This is a genomic window from Roseovarius lutimaris, assembly GCF_900115165.1.
Classification (GTDB): Bacteria; Pseudomonadota; Alphaproteobacteria; order Rhodobacterales; family Rhodobacteraceae; genus Roseovarius; species Roseovarius lutimaris.
Genome location: NZ_FOVP01000016.1, coordinates 33,846 through 49,669, shown reverse-complemented (window position 1 = coordinate 49,669; position 15,824 = coordinate 33,846). Strand labels below are relative to the sequence as shown.

Below are 15,824 nucleotides of genomic sequence, written 5' to 3'. Positions count from 1 at the left end.
TTCTTGGTCCAAATACTCATCGCGCCCTCCGGGCACACGAACCGGCTTTGGCCATGGATGCCGATGCCTTTGGCTGACCCTGTCAGCGCAGGGCACGCCCCTTGAGAATCGCGTCAGCGCCAAATTTCTGCCGAATCAGATCGGTGGCCTTTTCCGCCTTGCCGCGCTGAGCCGCCTGCGGATCAAGCAGATCGCCGGATCGGTCCGCCCCCGCCTCTGGGCCAAGCTCCGACAGACCCACCCCGATAAGACGATAAGCGGCCCCGGTGGGGAGTTGATCCATCAGACCGCGCGCCGTGCGATAGAGCGTATCGGCAAGCTGGGTCGCGTCGCGCAGCGCCTGGCGCCGGGTGATCAGCGAATGATCGCTACGCTTGAGCTTGAGCGTCACGACCCGCCCGGCAATCTGTTTCGCCTTGGCGCGATCCGCCACCTTTTCCGACAGCCGCCATAAATGCCCGTCAAGAATATCCGCATCCCTGGTATCTTCAAAAAACGTGGTCTCGTTCGAGATGGATTTCACCGGCTCATGCGCCGAGACGCGCCGCGCATCGCGCCCGCGCGCAAGATGCCAGAGCCGCCCGCCCATGGCGCCAAACCGCGCCGTGAGGTCTTCGCGCTCCCAGCGGAGCAAATCGGCAAAGGTGCGGATACCCGCAGCGTTCAGCGCCGTGCGCGTGCTCTGTCCGACGCCCCAGATCAGGCTCACGGGTTTGTCGCGCAGAAAATCGGCGGTTTCGCGCGCGCCGATCACCGAAAAACCTTGGGGCTTGTCGAGGTCCGAGGCGATCTTGGCCAGAAACTTGTTATGGCTCAGCCCGATTGATCCGGTCAGGCCAAGCTCGCGCCGCATCTGGCGCACCAGCCGCGCCAGCATCACCGCCGGCGGCGCCCCATGGAGCCGCTCTGTGCCGGTGAGATCAAGAAACGCCTCATCCAGCGACAAGGGTTCGATCGCGGGGGTCAGCGCCTGCATCATCGCGCGGATCTGGCGCGAGACATCGGCGTAGACCTGCATCCGCGGCTTGATCACCACCGCCTCGGGGCAGAGCTTGAGCGCCTGAAACATTGGCATTGCCGAGCGCACGCCACGAATGCGCGCGATATAGCATGCGGTCGAAACCACACCGCGCCGCCCGCCGCCGATGATAAGCGGCTTGTCCGCCAGGTCCGGGTTGTCGCGCTTTTCGACGCTGGCATAGAACGCGTCGCAATCCATATGGGCGATGGACAGTTGGAACAACTCGTCATGCGCAATCACCCGCGGGCTGGCGCAGTTGGGACAGCGCGCGGCGGTTTCGAATCGGGCAAGGCAATCGCGGCAAAGGCTTGGCATGATGGCACCATATTACCCTATCGCGCGCGCCATGCCAGCCGACCCTTTCGCGCTAGCCGATATGGGTCTGGCGAAATGTCGCGCCGTCGCGTTCAACGAAAATGGCGCTTAACCCGTGGTTCCGGGCCAGAGACTTGGCCCGTTCCTTGCCCATCACCATGAAGGCGGTCGCCCAGGCATCGGCGTCCATGCAGGTCTCGGCCAGCACCGTGACCGAGGCCGCCGCCCCCAGCACAGGCCCGCCGCGCGACGGGTCCATTGTATGCGAAAGACGCTGCGTGCCAAGGTCGACCCAATGGCGATAATCCCCGGATGTGGCGAGGGCGCTGTCGCGCAGCTCAAGGATCGAGAGCGGCGCGCGCGCCTCGTAATCGGGTTTTTCAAGCGCCACCGTCCATGGTTTGCCCTCGGGGCGCTGACCGATGGCGCGCAATTCGCCATCAAGACCGACAAGCGCATGTTCGATGCCGAACCGGGCGAGCACCGCAACCATCTGATCGACGCCAAAGCCCTTGGCGATGCCCGAAAGGTCAAGTGTGAGGGGGGCGCATTTGCGCACCCGTTGCGTCGCGTGGTCAAGCTCAAGCGCCTCATGCGCTTGTGGTCGGGGCTGAATCAGGGCGCGACGCATCGCGTCGGTGTCATGCTCTTGCGCCCCAAACCCCCAGGCGGCGACCGCGTCGCCCATGGCGATATCGAATGCCCCTTCTGAGAAGCGCCCGATTTCAACCGCGCGCATCAGGACCGTCCTCAATTCGCGCGGCACCGCGACCCATTCGCCGACCGGCGCGCGGTTAAGCCGCATCAGGTCGCTGTCGGGTTTCCAGGTCGACATCTGTTGGTTCACCAAGGCGACGCTTGCGGCCAGTGCCGCCTCAATCGGGGCACGGTCGCGCGCCTCGTGGGCATGAAACTGCGCCGACCAGCGGGTGCCCATGGTCGGCCCGCTTAGGGTGTGGCGGGTCAGTTCAGTAGGTGTCTTCAACATACTGTCCCTCGGCTTTCAGCAGGGCCGGTGTCAATCCGGCAGGGGCTAGGATTTCGCTCAGGGCTTCGGCCACGCCGGCGGCCATGTCGCGGCCACCGCAGACCAGAACCTGCGCGCCCTCACTGATCAGCCGGGCAATCCGGGTGGCATCATTGCGCAGGGCGTCCTGCACATAGGTCCGCGTGTCGGTGCGCGAAAACGCCGCTGTTACCGAGGCAAGCCGCCCATCGGCCTGCCAGCCCTGTAGTTCCTCGCCATAAAACAGGTCGCTGTCGGGGTGACGGGCGCCGTAATAGAGGTGCATCTCGCGGCCCGGCCGATTGGCCCGTGCAAACCCGGCCAGCGGCCCGATCCCGGTGCCGGCCCCGATCAGGATCACCGGCCTGGCATTCGCCTGGGGGCGAAAATCGGGGTTGCGGCGCAGAAATCCCTGAACGCTGTCGCCGGGGGTGAGCGACAAAAGCTGCCCCGAGCACAGGCCGCCGGGGTGGCGGCTGACGCAGATTTCGATAAACCCGTCGGCCTGCCCTGAGGCCAGCGAATAGAACCGTGGCACCGCGGCACCCTCGGGGATAATCCCCAAAAGGTCACCCGCCGAGAATCTGGCAAAGCCGCGCCCCACCAGCCGCCCAAACCGTCCGGTTTTGGGCAAGGCAAAGCGCAGGATCGCCGAAGGGGTCTGCATGTCAGAGCCATAATCGCGGCGCGAAATGAGTGTAAGCGCCTGAGTTTGCGGGATCACCGGGCTATGCAATAGCTCAAGCGGATGGCCAAGCGCCTCGCCCAGGGCGTGGCCCCAGCGGGCGAATTCCTGCGGCGATTGGCGGTCAACCGTGCCCATCGGCAAAAGCGAGGGCCAGCCGTTTTCGTCGGCCACGCGCGCCACCTCGGCGCCATAGGCGCAGAATTGCGGGAACTGACGGTCGCCAAAGCCAAGCACGGCAATAGACAGGCCGGGCGCTGCTTTCAGCGTGGCAAGGCGGTCAAGAAACCCCTTGGCCGAGGCCGGTGCCGCACCATCGCCATATGTGGCGGCGAGCACGATCACCTGCGCCGCGCAGGCATAGCGCTCGGGGCGAAACTCCGACATTGCGCCGGTGTGAACGGTGTGCCCGGCCTCGCGAAGCGCGCGGTGAAGCGTCGCGGCAAAGCCCCAGGTGCTGCCGCCCTCGCTGCCGACCAGAACGATGGTGTCGGCCTGACCGGCGGGGGTGTTGCCCTTGATCCGGGGGCGCGCGCGGCGCGATTGCAGCCAGAGCATCGCGCCGGTGATCGCCATGACCGGCGCGCCAAGCGCCATCAGGCCAAGCACCACCCCAAGCAAAGCCGCGCCTTGCCCGGTATGCAACATATAGATCGTCTCATTCACCCGCTGCCAGAGGCCCGCATCGGCCCAGATCAACACCTCGCCGGTGCCCTGGTCAATATAGCCCTCGCCGACATCGGTAGTGAGCTTGAACACATCCGTGGGATCATCCGGGTAGGGATAGGTCAATTCGCGCAGCGCACTGACGGGGGTGTCGCGCAGCATCGCCATGGTGCCGGGAATGGCGCCGGTCTGTTCGCTGACCGCGCGGGGAAAGGTGGGGGGATTTTCCGCCTCGGGGATAAGGCCAAAGGTGCTTGCGGTCATGAAAAGCGCGGTGATGGACGAGAGCAACAGCCCGGCAACGCTAAACCGTGCCACCTCGACATGAAGCCGACCGGTCAGCGGGCCACGCAAGCGGGAAAAGAAATGCCGCCAGCCGCCCACGCGCCGCGCCGTCAGCATCAGGCCCGACACCGACAGCATCAAAAGGGACGCCGCCCCGGCCGCAACGGCCCACCGACCGGCGTCATCCAGAAACAGCGAGCGGTGCAGATTGGTCATCCAGCGTGCAAAGGCTGAGCGTTGGGCGTCTGCAACGCCAACGCCGGTTGCGGGATCAATCACCACCGCGCCGGGCTGTCCGCCGTCAAAGTAAAACGCGATGATCTTGCCCGAGGGCGAGCGCTTGATCTGTTCAACGCCGGGATAGGTGATCGCGATCCGGTCGGCCAGCGTCGCGACGCTCAGGCCGGCCCCGGGCCGGGCCGGGACCTCTGCCACGACCTCCCAGGCGGGCAGGACCGAAAGAACCGCGCCGCTCAGTGTGATAACCACGATCAGGATTGCCGCGATCAGACCGGGAATTTTGTGCAGGTTACGCAACATGGCAGGGGCCTTTCGTCTTCTTGGCTTACATGCCGTAGGTGAAATCACGGATATAACGACGCCCTTTGACGGGGGTGTTGGCCCCGGCGCGGGTAAGCGGAACGACCACCTCGGAGGGGCTGTCGCGCATATCCTCGACAGCGGCGTCGATATGAAGCTCATAGCCCGCGTCAAACAGGGCATCCGACAGATCCAGCGTGATATTGAGCTGTCGCCCCGCGCCGACGCTGGCACCGGTGATGCCGTTGATCTCGGCGGTATCGCCGCCGGTGGCGCGATGCCAGTCGGTAAGATGCGTGTAATATTTCGCTTTGCCGCCCGCCATCCAGAGGCTGCCCATATAGGCGCCGCTGGCGTCGGTGACATAAAGCGCAAGATAGGCGCCATCGCCGCCATAGTTGGACAGGTTGGTGGTAAAAGTGACCGGCGCGGCCAAGGCCGGGCCGCTCAGCGCCGTGCTCAGGGCAAGCGCACAAAGCAGGGTTTTCATGGTGTCATCTCCTGGTGTTGTCTTGATTGGCCCCTGTATGACGGGCCCGGCTGAAGCGTGGCTGACCGGATTGGGAAAATTGCTTCAGCCTGCCGTCAGCTTGGGTGTCAAACCTGCGGTTTACTGTTTGACCACCGGCTTGCTGCCGGGGGTGAACAGGCCATTATCCGGCGGGGCGAGGGTGCCGACGGGGGCGGCTTTCCTGCCCGACTTGCCGTAATCGTCGTCGTCATCGTCGTCCTCATATTCCATCTCGACGATGGCGAGCGTGCCGGGGTCGACCTTGACCTCGATCTCGCGGCCCTGGGCATCGCGCCCGTCGATTTCGTAACAGCCGTCGTCGGTCTTGATGCGGCGCACGCTCCAGCCTTTGGCCTCGGCCATCGCCTTGACCGCCTCGCGGGGCTGCCAGTTGGACATTGCCACGTTGCAGTCGTCGTCATCGGCCAATGCAAACCCTGCGGCGCCGATCCCGGCCAGAAATGTCGTTGCGATCAGATATTTTTTCATTTTCCCATCTCCTGAGATTGCTGGTGATGGGGCTTTATTGCGCGCTATGCTGACTTGAATCTGAAGCCCGCAATTTTTCTGTGTCAGGTCCGCGTCAGCTTCGCGGGTGATAGAACGGGCGAAAATTGAAACCGGACGGGAAATGCGATGCGCGTGCTGCTGATCGAGGATGACAGGGTTCTGGGGGCGGCGGTGCGCGACCAGATCACGGCTGATGGCCATTCCACCGACTGGGCGACGCGGCTTGATGAAGCCGGCGAATACCTTGATGTGGCCGCCTATGACCTTATCCTGCTTGATCTGATGCTGCCCGATGGGCGCGGTCAGCCGTTCCTGCGCGCGCTGCGGGGGCGCGGGGAGGCGACGCCGGTGATCATCCTGACCGCGCTCGATCAGATCAGCGACCGGATCGAGGGGCTGAATGCGGGGGCCGATGATTACATGGTCAAGCCGTTTGATCTCTCGGAGCTTTCGGCGCGGGTCGGGGCGGTGGCACGGCGCTATTCCGGCAATCCCAATCCGCTGGTGACTCTGGGCGATCTCGAGATCGACCTTGCCGCCAAATCGGTGCGTCGCGCGGGCAAGCCCGTGGCCCTGACCGCGCGCGAATGGGTGCTGTTTGAGGCCTTCGTTCAGCGCCCCGGTCAGCTTTTGTCAAAGGCGCAGCTCGAAGAGCGGCTTTATTCGTTCGAGACCGAGATCGAGAGCAACGCGATCGAGGTCTACGTCAGCCGGTTGCGCAAAAAGCTGGGCCGCGAGCGGATCGAGACGGTACGCGGGCTAGGCTATCGGCTGGGCGCGGCGTGAGAGGGCCGGGCTCTCTGCAAGGCAAACTGGCGCTTGGGCTTGGGCTTGGGCTTACGCTGGTCTGGCTTGCCACCGCTCTTGTCACCGCGACCCTGCTGCGCGGCGAAATGGACGAGGTGTTTGATTCCGCCCTTGAGGAAACCGCGCAGCGCATCCTGCCGCTGGCGGTTCTGGACATTCTTGATCGCGACGAAGAAGGTGTCAGTCAGCGCATCGCAAGCCTGCGCCAGCATGAAGAGTTTTTTACCTATATCGTGCGCGATGATCAGGGCCGTATCCTGCTGCGTTCGCATTCCGCCGATGTCTCGGTTTTTCCCCCCTTTGAGGCGGTCGGGTTTTCCCAATCCGCGACGCATCGGCTTTATTTCGATGCGGCGCTGCGCGGTACGATCACCATCGCCATGGCCGAGCCGCTTGAGCACCGCGCCGAGGTGGCGCGCGAAACCCTGATGGCGCTTGCCCTGCCGCTTGTCGTGGTGATCCCGCTAAGCCTGATCGGTCTGTTGCTGATCGTGCGGCGGAGCCTTGCCCCGGTGCGCGACTTCAGCGGGGTCTTGTCAAGCCGTGGCGCGCGCGACCTGTCGCATGTCGGTGACGAGAGCCTGCCGGAGGAATTTCTGCCAATGGCCGATGCGGTCAATCAGCTTCTGGATCGTCTGCGCCGCACGCTTGAGGCCGAACGCAGCTTTACCGCCAATGCGGCCCATGAATTGCGCACCCCGGTTGCCGCCGCCCTTGCCCAGACCCAGAGGCTGATGGCCGAAACAAGGGACGCGAGCGCAGGGGCGAGGGCAGGCGAGATTGAAACCGCGCTCAAGCGCCTGAACCGGCTGTCGGAAAAGCTCATGCAACTGGCGCGCGCCGAGGGCGGGCGGTTGCGCGCTGACACGGTCACCGACCTGCGCCCGGTGCTGCGCCTTGCGCTGTCCGATTTTGAACGGGTCGTCGGGGCCGGTCGGATTCTGGCCGAGACTTCCGACAGGCCGGTGCTCTCCAATATCGACCCGGATGCCTTTGCCATCGTTCTGCGCAACCTTGTCGAAAACGCCCTGCGCCATGGTCGCGACGAGGCCCCGGTGCGGGTCGCGCTGACGGCAGACGGCGTTTTGCAGGTGATCAACGAGGGTCCCGCCCTTGCGCCCGAAACCTTGGCGCGCCTGACCGCGCGCTTTGAGCGGGGCCAGAACACTGGATCGGACGGCAGCGGTCTTGGCCTTTCGATTGTCCAGGCCATCGCCGACGGTGCCGGGGCCGGGCTTAGCCTTCACTCCCCGGCGACGGGGCGCCCGGATGGGTTCGAGGCTCGGCTTCAGCTTCCCATCGGTGCGCCGTCGACATAGACGGCGCACCAGACTCTCCGGAGGATAAGGCGACATCCCCGTCGGTGTGCAAAATCGTCGGACCTATTGTGGTGCCGCCCTTTGCAATGCAAGGATAGGGTTGGAAACGCGTGGAAAGGACAGAACCATGAAGGTAGTCGTGATGGGGGCCGGCGTGATCGGTGTTACAACCGCCTGGTATCTGGCCAGGCAGGGCGCCGAGGTTGTCGTGCTCGACCGACAGCTTGGGCCAGGGCTTGAGACAAGCTATGCCAATGCCGGAGAACTATCCTATGGCATGACCTCACCCTGGGCCGCGCCGGGGATCCCGGTGAAGGCGCTCAAGTGGCTGTTCATGAAGCGCCGCCCCTTGTTTATCTGGCCGTTGATCAGCCCGACGATGTGGATGTGGTCGGCGCAGATGATCCGTAACTGCAACGATAAGAGCTATTCGATCAACAAATCGCGGATGGTCAGGGTTTCGAACTATAGCCGCGACGTGATGCCAGAGCTGATCGAAGAAACCGGAATCGACTATGACGGGCGCGAGCAGGGCACGCTTCAGCTGTTCCGCACCGTCAAGCAAATGAAGGGTTCTCGCGCCGACCAGGAAATCCTTGCGCAATTCGACAGCCCGTTCGAAGAACTGGGCCGCGACGCCTGCATTGCGGTGGAACCGGCATTGGCCGAGGTGCGCCACAAATTCGTTGGCGGTTTGCGGCTTACGGCGGATCGGACCGGGGATTGTCGGCTGTTCACGATTGCCCTTGCGGAAAAGGCCGCAGAACTGGGGGTACAGTTTCAATATGGCCAGTCAATCCGCAGCATCGCGATTGAAAACGGCCGGGTTGCGGGCGTGGACACGGAATTGGCGGGGCGCATCACCGGTGACAAATATGTCTGCGCCCTCGGGAGTTATGCCCCGCATTTGCTCAAGCCCATCGGATTGAAATTGCCGGTTTATCCGGTCAAGGGCTATTCGGTGACCATTCCGGTCGTTGATGATGCCATGGCGCCACAATCGACCCTGATGGATGAAACCCACAAGGTGGCGATCACCCGGCTTGGCGATCGGATCAGGGTGGCCGGCACCGCCGAGATTGCGGGCTATAGCAATCGGCTGGGGCCGCACGCCACGGATACCGTCAAACATGTGATCAACGACCTGTTTCCCAAGGGCGGCGATCTGAACCAGGCCGAAGGCTGGACCGGCCTGCGCCCGATGACACCCGATGGCACGCCGGTTCTGGGCGGGACGCGCTATGACAATCTTTACCTCAACACTGGCCACGGCACATTGGGCTGGACCATGGCCTGTGGATCAGGGCGCGCTGTGGCCGACCTTGTTGTCGGCAAAGAGCCCGAGATTTCATTCGATGGTCTGACAGCCGCGCGGTATGGACAGTAGTGCAAGGACGGGGCCAGACAGCCCCTGCGATCAGAGTCGAGGGGGTACGGAGATCGAGAACACCTCGGCCGGGTGCAGCACCAGATCAAGCCCCAGCTTGAGGCAGACGGCGAGAACCAGCAAGGCCAGCAAGATGCGCAGTTGTTCGGCCTTGAGCAGCAGACCAATGCGGGCGCCGATCTGGGCGCCGATCACGCCGCCGACGATAAGCAGAACGGCCAGCACCGTATCGACTGTGTGGCTGTTGTAGGCATGCATCATCGTCGTGTACGCCGAAACGAAGATGATCTGGAACAGCGAGGTTCCAACCACGACTTTGGTCGGCATGCCAAGGACATAGATCATCGCAGGCACGACAACGAATCCGCCTCCCACGCCCATGATGGCCGAAAGCACGCCGACGAAGAAGCCGACAATAAGCGGCGGAAAGACCGAGATATAGAGCCCCGACGAGCGGAAGCGGATTCGCAATGGCATGGCGTGGACCCAACCGTGACCGGCCCGCTTGCGCTTGGGTTTGGGGCCCTGCATCTTTGCCTTGCGCATCGCGTTCAGGCTTTCGATGAACATCAGCCCGCCGATCAGCCCGAGAACGACCACGTAGAAGATATTGACCAGAAGATCGACCTGCCCGAGTTCGCGCAGTAAATTGAAGATGTAGATCCCCACGGTCGAGCCGGTAAGGCCGCCGACCATGAGCGCAAGACCCATCGGAAAATCGACGGTACGACGGCGGATATGGGCAAGGATGGCTGAAAAGGACGAGGCGACAATCTGGTTGGCCGATGTGGCCACCGCGACGGCAGGTGGGATGCCGATGAAGAACAGCAGAGGTGTAATCAGGAAACCGCCGCCAACCCCAAACATGCCCGAGAGCAGGCCAACAACGAGCCCGATAGAAAGAAGAAGTGGACCGTTCACCGAAACCTCGGCGATGGGCAGGTAAATTTCCATGGGAGCCGGGAATACCTAGTTGCACAGGCCCCGCACCTACGCCCAAGCCATGTCGAACGCAAGACACCAGTCCCTGAAAACCTGTCGCAGGCCTGATGAACGGCTGCTTTCATGGTCGCTGTGCAGCAGGCAATCGGGCCGGTGCATGTCTGCCAAGGCCACGACTTCGCTATTCGCCGCGATCGACAGTCACAACGGATGTCCGGCGATCTGCCAAAAGCCAGGTCCAAAGTCTGCTGGAAATGAAGGAGGATGGTGGAGCCTAGGGGGATCGAACCCCTGACCTCTTGCATGCCATGCAAGCGCTCTCCCAGCTGAGCTAAGGCCCCATCACGATGGCCCCAAGAGGCCTGTGCGCCGCTATCTAGGGAAAGCGGCGGGCGGGATCAAGAGGAAAATCCCGCCCTTGCGTTTTTCACGACTCGGTGTCGTCCGAGGCAACGTCGGCGATCTCGTCAAGCGAGACATCGTCGTCGTCGTCGTCATCTTCGAGAAGGTCGTCATCAAGATCGACATCCACGTCATCGTCATCCAGCAGATCCGATTTTTCATCCGCATCCGTTGTCTTCAGCTTTTTGGTCTCGGCATCTTCGGCATCCGGCGTCATTGATCGGCTTTTACCGGTGGCGAGTTCGACCACTTCGCCCGTGTACGGGCTAACGATCGGGTTCTTGTTCAGATCGTAAAAGCGCTTTCCGGTGGTCGGGCAAAGGCGCTTTACGCCCCATTCTTCTTTGGGCATTGGTGATCCCCTTTAAATCTCTGGTCTTGTCGACGGTCCGCGCCACCTGCCATAACAATGCTCAGCTGTCAAAGGCTTTAGTCGCCACGCAATCCGCTAATCAGGAGGCCATATGGGCCATCACGTGCTTCCGGGCAACCCCCCAGTTGAACTTAGCCTGCGTCGGTCCCCGCGCGCGCGGCGGATTTCGCTGCGTGTTTCGGGGCTTGATGGGCGGGTTACGCTGACCCTGCCACGCGGTGTGCCCGAGGCCGAAGCGCTTGATTTTGCCCACACCAAGGCCGATTGGTTGCGTGCGCAGTTGGCGCAGCGCCCGGCCATGGTCACGGTGACGCATGGGCTTGAGATTCCGGTCGAGGGCAGGGTGATGCGAATCGCCCAAGGGTCCGGGCGGCGGGTGGTACAGGATGGCATCACCCTACAGGTGCCCGGTGCGCCCGAAACCGCCGCCGCGCGGCTTGAGGGCTGGCTCAAGGCGCGGGCGCGCGACCGGCTGGCGGCGGCGTCGGATCATTATGCCGGGCTGCTTGGCCATGGCTATAGCCGGATCACTCTGCGCGATACGCGCTCGCGATGGGGGTCGTGTTCGTCAAGCGGCGCGCTCAGCTATTCCTGGCGGTTGATCATGGCCCCGCCCGAGGTGCTTGATTATGTCGCCGCCCATGAGGTGGCGCATCTGGCGGAAATGAACCATTCGCCCGCCTTCTGGGCGGTGGTGGCGCAGCTGATGCCGGGCTATGGCGCGCAGCGCGCCTGGCTGCGCCGTGAGGGCGGCGCGTTGCACCGTTATCGTTTCAGCGATTGACCCCGGCGTTATTTGTGATCACATGATACCATGCTATTGACCCCGCGCCCCGATCCAAGCCCTTCGGCGCATGACCGCGTTTATCGCGGTCTGCGCACCCGGATCATGCATGGCGAAATTGCGCCTGGTCAGGCGATGACCCTGCGCGGCATCGGCGCGGAATTCGGCGTTTCGATGACCCCGGCGCGCGAAGCGGTGCGCCGCCTGTCCGCCGAGGGCGCCCTCACGATCTCAAGCTCGGGGCGGGTCAGCACGCCGGAACTCAACAACGAGCGGATCGAGGAGTTGGCCGCGCTGCGTTCCCTGATCGAGGTAGAGCTGGCAAGCCGCGCATTGCCGCGTGCGCATATCGCGCTGATCGACCGGCTTCAGAGCATCAACGCGCGGGTCGCCGAAGATATCGCGCGCCAGGATGCGGTTTCCTATATCCGCCGCAATCTGGAGTTTCACCGCACGCTCTATTTGCGTGCGCAGGCGCCTGCGATGCTGGCTATGGCCGAAACCGTCTGGCTTCAGCTTGGACCGACCATGCGCGCCCTCTACGGGCGTCTGCGACGCAAGGATCCGCCGCACCACCATCGTCTTATCATCGCGGCGCTCAAGGCAGGCGACGAGCCAAGCCTGCGCCTTGCTGTGCGCTCGGATGTGACGCAGGGCCTCAAGATGTTGCTCGGATAGGGCGAAATGGATAACGCCACCCTGATGATCACGCTGGGCGCGCTGTTCCTTCTGGGGCTGGCCGCCGATACGATCGGGCGCCGCACGCGCCTGCCACGGGTCACGCTGTTGCTGATCTGCGGGATCATCGCGGGCGGGTCCGGCCTTGATCTCATTCCACCCGAGGTGCGCGCGCTTTACGATTTCCTGTCGGTCATGGCGCTGACCATGGTGGCGTTTCTGCTGGGAAACTCGCTGACCGGCAAGGCGCTTAAGCGCCACGGCGCGGCGATTTTTCTGGTTTCGCTGGCGATTGTGCTGGCAACCATGCTGGGGGTCACGCTCGGGTTGTGGCTGATTGGCGTGCCGGTGTCGGTCGCTTTGCTTCTGGGGGCGATTGCCTCGGCCACGGATCCGGCGGCGACGCAGGATGCGATCCGCCAATCCGGCTCAAAGGGGCCGTTTGTGGACAAGATTCGCGGCATTGTCGCCATCGACGATGCCTGGGGCCTTCTGGCGTTTTCGCTGGCCGTGGTCTTTGCCCAGATGCTTGGCGGCAACGGCGATACCTCTGCCTTGTCAGAGGCGCTCTGGGAAATTGGCGGCGCGGTTGGCCTCGGGGCGATGATCGGCCTGCCTGCGGCCTATCTGACCGGGCGGCTCAGCAAAGGCGAACCGCTTCAGACCGAGGCGATCGGGATTGTCTTTCTCACCGCCGGGCTGGCGATCTGGGCGGGGGTGTCCTTTCTCATCGCCGGCATGGTGGCGGGCGCGATCATCGCCAATCTGGCGCGTCACCACGGCCGCGCCTTTCACGAGATCGAGCACCTGCAATGGCCCTTCATGGTGCTGTTTTTCCTGCTGGCGGGCGCGCGGCTTGAACTAGGGCTTCTGGCCGAAATCGGCCTGCTTGGCCTTGTTTTTATCGCCCTGCGCACCGGCGCGCGGGTGGCGGGGGGCTGGATTGGCGGCGCGTTTGCCGACGCACCTCCAGCCGAACGCCGTTGGTTCGGCGCGGCCCTCTTGCCGCAGGCGGGCGTTGCCGTTGGCATGGCTCTGGTGGCGGCGCGCGAATTCCCGCAATCGGGCGAAATGATCCTTACCCTGACCATCGGCACCACGGTTCTGTTTGAACTGATCGGCCCGCTGATGACTGTTCTTGCCATCCGTCGGGTCGCCAACAGCTCCAGATAAATCGGTACTCTGCGTTTCTTCTGGCCTTAAATATCCCCGCCGGAGGCCCCCGCAGTTTTCGCGCGCGATGCCGCTTGTGGGGCGTTTCACCTCTAGGCAGCAAGCCCTTTCGAGCCGATCTTCAGGAACTTCTCGCGCCGGTCCTTGATCAGGGCCGCCCGGTCTTTTTGGTCCAATTCGCCAAGCATCGCCTTGATCGCCTTGCCCACCGCCACAATCGTGGTGTCGCGGTCGCGGTGCGCGCCGCCAAGTGGTTCGTCGATGATGCGATCCGCCACGCCCAGCTTGATCAGATCCTGCGCCGTCAGGCGCAGCGCCTCTGCCGCCTCGCGCATTTTCTCGGAGTCTTTCCACAGGATGCTGGCGCAGCCCTCGGGCGAAATCACCGAATAGACCGAATGATCCAGCATCGCCACGCGGTTGGCCGAGGCAAAGGCCACCGCCCCGCCAGAGCCACCCTCGCCAATAATCACGCTGACCAAAGGCACGCCGATTTGCAGACAGGTCTCGGTCGCGCGGGCAATCGCCTCGGATTGGCCACGTTCTTCGGCGCCCTTGCCAGGATAGGCGCCGGGGGTATCCACAAGCGTCACCACAGGCAGGCCAAAGCGATCCGCCATCTCCATGAGCCGCACTGCCTTGCGATAGCCTTCGGGCCGGGCCATGCCGAAATTACGGGCAATCCGGCTTTTGGTGTCATTGCCCTTTTCATGGCCGATCACCATCACCGGCCGATCCCCAAGCCGGGCCAGCCCGCCCATCACCGCATCGTCCTCGCCAAAGGCGCGATCGCCTGCCAGCGGGGTGTATTCGGTGAACAGCGCCTCGATATAATCGCGGCAATGCGGGCGGTCGGGGTGGCGCGCCACCTGGCATTTGCGCCAGGGGCTGAGGTTCTTGTAGAGATCGCGCAGCAAATCCGCTGCCTTGCGGTCAAGCGCGCCGGCCTCGGCCTCGACATTCATTTCCGCATTCGCCCGCGCCATCGCGCGCAGCTCTTCGGCCTTGCCTTCAATTTCCGCCAGGGGCTTTTCGAAGTCGAGATAATTGGTCATCGCTTACTCCACGGTTGCCGTGGCGTTATATGGCGGTACGGCAGATGATTTGCAATCATAACCGGGCCAATCCGGCCCGAAGCGCAAGTTCCGGCGAGGATAAAACCGCAACGCCCAGATCCCCCAGCATCGGCGCCGCCCCCGCCATCGAGGCCTGCGCAAGAACAATCGCCCCAAGATCAGGCATCTGGACCGCCTGATCGAGAATCGCCCTGGCCAGGGCCTTGGCAAAATCCGTTGTCTTACCCTGGGCAAAAAGCGGCCAAAGTGCGGGCAGGGGCAGCGGAACAAGCGGGCCGGGATGACCCGCGCCGCGCATCGCATCCTGCAACAGCTCAAGGCTTGGCGCGCGGGTACTTTCAAGGCAATAGACCATCAGCACCGCGCCCTTTGTCCGCGCGGCGGCCTGCATCATCGGCCAGTCAACACGGATCGCGCCCGCGCGCGCAGCAACCGGGCCGATGGTTGTGCAGGTGCAAATCACCGGCCCCGGCGCAGAGGCGATCGTCGCGGCGATCTCATCGCCAAGCGCCGCGTCGATGCCGTCCTGTGCGCGCTCAAGGAAATCGGGGCGCACGATATGCACAAGCCGCGCGCCCGGCGCAATTTTGTCGCGCAGGGCGTCAAAACTGGCGCGATGCGCCTCGGCGGTGTGCAAAAGGGTCAGGGTCATGGCAGGCCTTGCGCAATGGTCACTGGGCCGGAAACAGCACGGGGATCAGGGTGGTGACCAGCAACCCCGCCATGATCCAGTTGAACGCGCGCAGGCGGGCCGGGCTTTTGAGGAACCGGCGCAGCTGTTGGCCGAGCACGGTCCAGCCTGTGGTGCTGAGGCCAGAGACCAAAACATAGATGCCCGCCACCCAGAGCACCGCCACAAGATCGCGCCCTGTCGCGTAAAGCGTCACGGCCGACAGCGCCATGCTCCAGGCCTTGGGATTGACCCACTGAAAGGCCGCGGATTGCAGGAATGTCAGCGGGCGGCCTTCGGCCTCGGTCTGTTTTGGCGGGGCGGCATGGGCGATCTTCCATGCCAGATAAAGCAGATAGACAACCGACACGATCTTGAGGATCACATAGCTGAGCGGCCAGAGGTCAAACACCTGCATCACCCCGATCCCGACCAGAAACACCATCGTCGGAAAGCCAAGCCCGATGCCAAGCATATGTGGCACGGTGCGGCGAAACCCGAAATTCGCGCCTGAACTCATCAGCATGAGGTTGTTGGGCCCCGGCGTGATCACCGTGACGAAGGCAAAGCCGGTGAGGGCAATCAAAAGATCATGTGTCATGACGCAATCCCATGCGAAGGCCTATGGTTCTGAATGGCGTTTGTCGGCGCGATCTAAACCGCTCTGCACGCAA

The 15,824-nt window shown here is 63.4% G+C and carries 16 protein-coding genes and 1 tRNA gene; 6 read left to right on the top strand and 11 right to left on the bottom strand.

Annotation, left to right across the window (positions count from 1 at the left end):
* Positions 1 to 82: 82 nt before the first annotated feature.
* The 5 genes from BMZ91_RS14245 to BMZ91_RS14225 all read right to left on the bottom strand — a co-directional run bounded on the left by BMZ91_RS14245 (position 83) and on the right by BMZ91_RS14225 (position 5,518).
* Entirely contained in the window at positions 83 to 1,336 is a 1,254-nt protein-coding gene (locus BMZ91_RS14245; protein WP_092840299.1) for a DNA polymerase IV, read from the bottom strand.
* Positions 1,337 to 1,388: 52 nt separating this feature from the next.
* Positions 1,389 to 2,324 (bottom strand): FAD:protein FMN transferase, encoded by a 936-nt coding sequence (locus BMZ91_RS14240; protein WP_092840296.1) that lies wholly within the window; start codon positions 2,322 to 2,324, stop codon positions 1,389 to 1,391.
* Positions 2,305 to 4,518: a PepSY domain-containing protein gene (locus BMZ91_RS14235; RefSeq protein ID WP_092840293.1), complete on the bottom strand. Its 2,214-nt coding sequence runs from the start codon at positions 4,516 to 4,518 to the stop codon at positions 2,305 to 2,307. Before BMZ91_RS14235 ends, BMZ91_RS14240 begins: the two co-directional genes overlap by 20 nt.
* A gap of 25 nt (positions 4,519 to 4,543) precedes the next feature.
* Positions 4,544 to 5,008, bottom strand: a complete 465-nt coding sequence (locus tag BMZ91_RS14230) for a DUF2271 domain-containing protein (protein WP_092840290.1) — start codon at positions 5,006 to 5,008, stop codon at positions 4,544 to 4,546.
* A gap of 120 nt (positions 5,009 to 5,128) precedes the next feature.
* Positions 5,129 to 5,518, bottom strand: coding sequence for a PepSY domain-containing protein (locus tag BMZ91_RS14225; RefSeq protein WP_092840287.1), 390 nt, complete (start codon positions 5,516 to 5,518; stop codon positions 5,129 to 5,131).
* Between the two features lie 147 nt (positions 5,519 to 5,665).
* Here BMZ91_RS14225 and BMZ91_RS14220 point away from each other — a divergent pair, with 147 nt between their 5' ends.
* The 3 genes from BMZ91_RS14220 to BMZ91_RS14210 all read left to right on the top strand — a co-directional run bounded on the left by BMZ91_RS14220 (position 5,666) and on the right by BMZ91_RS14210 (position 9,052).
* Positions 5,666 to 6,325 carry a response regulator transcription factor gene (locus tag BMZ91_RS14220; protein ID WP_092840284.1) on the top strand — a complete coding sequence of 220 codons (660 nt, stop codon included), beginning with the start codon at positions 5,666 to 5,668 and terminating at the stop codon, positions 6,323 to 6,325.
* On the top strand, positions 6,322 to 7,665 hold the full coding sequence (locus BMZ91_RS14215) for a HAMP domain-containing sensor histidine kinase (RefSeq protein WP_092840281.1): 1,344 nt from the start codon (positions 6,322 to 6,324) through the stop codon (positions 7,663 to 7,665). Before BMZ91_RS14220 ends, BMZ91_RS14215 begins: the two co-directional genes overlap by 4 nt.
* A 127-nt stretch (positions 7,666 to 7,792) precedes the next feature.
* Positions 7,793 to 9,052, top strand: coding sequence for a D-amino acid dehydrogenase (locus tag BMZ91_RS14210; protein WP_092840279.1), 1,260 nt, complete (start codon positions 7,793 to 7,795; stop codon positions 9,050 to 9,052).
* Positions 9,053 to 9,082: 30 nt separating this feature from the next.
* Here BMZ91_RS14210 and BMZ91_RS14205 read toward each other — a convergent pair whose 3' ends face one another.
* The 3 genes from BMZ91_RS14205 to BMZ91_RS14195 form a co-directional block, all read right to left on the bottom strand.
* The gene (locus BMZ91_RS14205) at positions 9,083 to 10,006 is read right to left on the bottom strand and encodes a sulfite exporter TauE/SafE family protein (RefSeq protein WP_092840276.1); all 924 of its coding nucleotides are present in this window, start codon (positions 10,004 to 10,006) and stop codon (positions 9,083 to 9,085) included.
* A 253-nt stretch (positions 10,007 to 10,259) separates the two neighbouring features.
* Positions 10,260 to 10,335: transfer RNA gene (locus BMZ91_RS14200), tRNA-Ala, on the bottom strand.
* 86 nt (positions 10,336 to 10,421) lie between these two features.
* Positions 10,422 to 10,748 carry a TIGR02300 family protein gene (locus BMZ91_RS14195; protein WP_092840273.1) on the bottom strand — a complete coding sequence of 109 codons (327 nt, stop codon included), beginning with the start codon at positions 10,746 to 10,748 and terminating at the stop codon, positions 10,422 to 10,424.
* 112 nt (positions 10,749 to 10,860) lie between these two features.
* Between BMZ91_RS14195 and BMZ91_RS14190 the strand changes: the two genes are divergently transcribed.
* The 3 genes from BMZ91_RS14190 to BMZ91_RS14180 are packed head-to-tail and all read left to right on the top strand — an operon-like array spanning position 10,861 to position 13,404.
* On the top strand, positions 10,861 to 11,553 hold the full coding sequence (locus BMZ91_RS14190) for a M48 family metallopeptidase (RefSeq protein ID WP_092840270.1): 693 nt from the start codon (positions 10,861 to 10,863) through the stop codon (positions 11,551 to 11,553).
* 30 nt (positions 11,554 to 11,583) lie between these two features.
* Positions 11,584 to 12,231 (top strand): GntR family transcriptional regulator, encoded by a 648-nt coding sequence (locus tag BMZ91_RS14185; RefSeq protein ID WP_092840267.1) that lies wholly within the window; start codon positions 11,584 to 11,586, stop codon positions 12,229 to 12,231.
* Positions 12,232 to 12,237: 6 nt separating this feature from the next.
* Positions 12,238 to 13,404 carry a cation:proton antiporter gene (locus BMZ91_RS14180; RefSeq protein WP_092840264.1) on the top strand — a complete coding sequence of 389 codons (1,167 nt, stop codon included), beginning with the start codon at positions 12,238 to 12,240 and terminating at the stop codon, positions 13,402 to 13,404.
* 92 nt (positions 13,405 to 13,496) lie between these two features.
* On the opposite strand, the gene BMZ91_RS14175 is transcribed toward BMZ91_RS14180, so the two are convergent.
* From BMZ91_RS14175 to BMZ91_RS14165, 3 genes are read right to left on the bottom strand one after another with little or no spacing between them, the layout of a single operon-like run.
* Entirely contained in the window at positions 13,497 to 14,459 is a 963-nt protein-coding gene (locus BMZ91_RS14175; RefSeq protein ID WP_092840262.1) for an acetyl-CoA carboxylase carboxyltransferase subunit alpha, read from the bottom strand.
* Positions 14,460 to 14,514: 55 nt separating this feature from the next.
* Positions 14,515 to 15,132, bottom strand: coding sequence for a hypothetical protein (locus BMZ91_RS14170; protein WP_092840259.1), 618 nt, complete (start codon positions 15,130 to 15,132; stop codon positions 14,515 to 14,517).
* Between the two features lie 19 nt (positions 15,133 to 15,151).
* The gene (locus tag BMZ91_RS14165; protein ID WP_092840256.1) at positions 15,152 to 15,751 is read right to left on the bottom strand and encodes a LysE family translocator; all 600 of its coding nucleotides are present in this window, start codon (positions 15,749 to 15,751) and stop codon (positions 15,152 to 15,154) included.
* Positions 15,752 to 15,824: the final 73 nt, after the last annotated feature.